Source organism: Reyranella sp. (assembly GCF_050185545.1).
GTDB lineage: Bacteria > Pseudomonadota > Alphaproteobacteria > Reyranellales > Reyranellaceae > Reyranella.
Genome location: NZ_JBFWZI010000032.1, coordinates 1 through 2,585 on the forward strand (window position 1 = coordinate 1; position 2,585 = coordinate 2,585).

Here is a 2,585-nt window from a genome sequence, read left to right on the forward strand (position 1 = left end):
AGGTGTCGGCGTCATCGCCGACGGAGGGGTCACGGCTGGGAGCGCGACACTCATAGGCGCAAACTTTTCCCTATGACCTCGCCTCTTTGCTGGGAGCGCGCCACTCCGATGGCGCTCATGGGATGCGTAATCTACAGGAAGAGCGCCACCGGCGCGGCGCGCTCCCGGCTATGAGAATCATGACCCCTCCGTCGCCGTAAGACGACGACACCTCCCCAGCGAAGCTGGGGAGGAGAAGAAGAGTTACGACTCCAGCAACCTCTTCACGAGCGCCTCGCACTCCTTGGTGATCGGGCTTCTGAACCAGCGTTGCGCATTGGCCTCGGGGTCGCCTGAGTACAGGCGTTCGTAGAGGCCGGCACGCGAGCCGAACTCGGTGCCCGTCATGTCCCAGGCGAGCTTCATCAGCTCGAGGCGATTCTTGGCCTCGATGCCCGGCCCGATCAGCCATTGGTCCATCAGCGGGCCGACGTCGGGGTGGGCGTAGTCGCCGGCGGTCATCGCCAGCACGCCCGACCCGGCGGCGAGGCGCAGCACGTCGGCCGCCTTGGTGTTGGCATAGGGGAAGAAGAAGTTGATCGCCCCGCCGCTAGCGCTGCCGACCGCCGCTGCCTCGCCCAGCCCGTCGCCCTCGACCGCCAGCTTGCCCGCGGCGTAGGCCTCGACGCGGCGCTGGCCTTCCACCATCGCGCCGAGGCGGATGCCCTCGGCGACGCTGATCAGGGCGATCAGCTCGCCGATGGCAGCCTGGAAGCGCGGGGTCTTGTCTCGCCCATTGGCGCGCGCGATCGCTGTCGCCATGCCGGCCAGGAAGCGCAGCTTCATGGTCGAGCGCGTGCACGCCTGGATGCCGGTGTACCCCGGCCGCGCATTGATCATGCCATTGTAGGCCGCGAGGTCCCCGTCGACAATCATGCGTTCGTGTGGCACCAGCACACGGTCGAACATCAGGATGGCGTCGCCCTCGTCGAACCGGCTGCTGAGCGGACGGTCGAAATGCGACTGGCCGCGGTGAAAGCTCTCGCGTGCCAAGATGGAGAGGCCCGGCGCATTCATGGGTATCACGAACGCGAGGGCGAAGTTCTCCTCGCCAGACTTGCGAGGATAGTACGGGCCGACGTAACACTCGTTGGCGACCGGCGCGAGCGTGGCCAGCATGCGGCAGCCGCTAACCACGATGCCGTCGGACGTCCGCTCGACCACCTGCACGGCCTGCGATGGCGCATCGAGCGTCGAGCGATCCGACTGCGGGTCGATCAGCGCATGCGTCACCTGCAGGTCGCCCTCGCGGCAAAGCTCCACCATGCCCTGGGCGCGTGCGGCCGCCTCGTTCTTGCCCAGAGCGCGCAGGCCGACCGACAGGTCGACCAGGAAGCCCGACATGAAATCAGTCAGGCGGCCCATCAAGCCGAAGGTGCGCTGCGCGCGCAGATGGAAGCAGGCGGCGAGCGCCCGGAACTCCTCGGCCGTGCGCGCCTCGAGGTAGGTCTTGCTGACCAGGTCTCCGGTCGATGGCGAGCGGTAGGTCAGGATGTCGCTGAGGGCGGGGTCATGCTGGTCGTCGTGCAGCGCCGCGATCGTGTCGATGACGCCGCGCAGCGGCGGATAGCCGGTCACATCCGAAACGACCTTGCCGTCGATGTGGAGCGTGCGCCCGTCGCGCAGTGAGGCGACATATTCCTGTCCGGTCTTGATGGCCATCTTTCCACTCCCAGGGGCCTTCGCCCATCCCGCCGTCGGTGGCGCGGCAGCCTCGCGACAAATTTGAAGCCGGAGCCGTTTGGCTTCCACGTCGGAATCTGAAATGTTCGCAGGATGAACATCGGCCAGCAATGCATCGTTCCGTCAGGTCCCTGTCGCGAGGGTTGAGCCTGATCCGGCAGCTGAACGTGACCGGGCCGGCGAGTGCCCCGCAGCTTGCCGTGAGCACCGGCCTCAATCGCACGACATGCTATCGCCTGCTGCAGACGCTGCAGGACGAAGGATACGTCTCGTTTGACGCCAAGAGCGCACAGTTCAGCCTCACGAACCAGATACGCACGCTGAGCGAAGGCGTATCGCTCAACGACCTGTCCAGCCAGGCCGCCCTGCCGCCGATGTTCGCCCTTCTGAGGGAAGTGTCGTGGCCGAGCGATTTCGCCGTCTTCGAGCGCGGATCCGTCATGATCCACGAGAGCACGCACTCGTTCAGCCCGCTCTCCATTCATCGATCCATGATCGGGCGGCAACGCTCGCTCGTGCGGAGCGCGCTCGGGCGCGCCATCCTCGCTGCCGCCGCGCCGACGCTCCGGCGCGAGATGCTCGAGGTCACGGCGTTCCTGGTGCCCGAGGACGCGACCCTGGCGCGAGACAGAAAGAGCATCGGCCACTTCGTCTCGCGCACGAACCGGGCGGGCTATGCCTCGTCGATAGGCGAGACCGAGCCGGGAATCAGTGCCATCGCCCTGCCGATCCAGGGTATCGGGCCGGTCCTCGGCAGCCTCAACATCGTCTTCTTCAGCTCGGCGATGTCTCCGGAGGTCGCGGCCAGGCGTTACCTGCGTGCACTCAAAGAAGCCGTCAGGGACATCGAAAGGCGCTGGCGC

Annotated in this window: 2 protein-coding genes; one reads left to right on the top strand and one right to left on the bottom strand. The window is 66.5% G+C overall.

The features are described 5' to 3' along the window. Window positions 1-243 precede the first annotated feature (243 nt). Window positions 244-1,701: a 4-hydroxyphenylacetate 3-hydroxylase N-terminal domain-containing protein gene (locus tag AB7O82_RS11605; protein WP_428555504.1), complete on the bottom strand. Its 1,458-nt coding sequence runs from the start codon at window positions 1,699-1,701 to the stop codon at window positions 244-246. Between the two features lie 38 nt (window positions 1,702-1,739). Here AB7O82_RS11605 and AB7O82_RS11610 point away from each other — a divergent pair. Then, the coding region (locus tag AB7O82_RS11610; RefSeq protein ID WP_428619423.1) for an IclR family transcriptional regulator domain-containing protein at window positions 1,740-2,585 on the top strand (846 nt) is incomplete at its 3' end.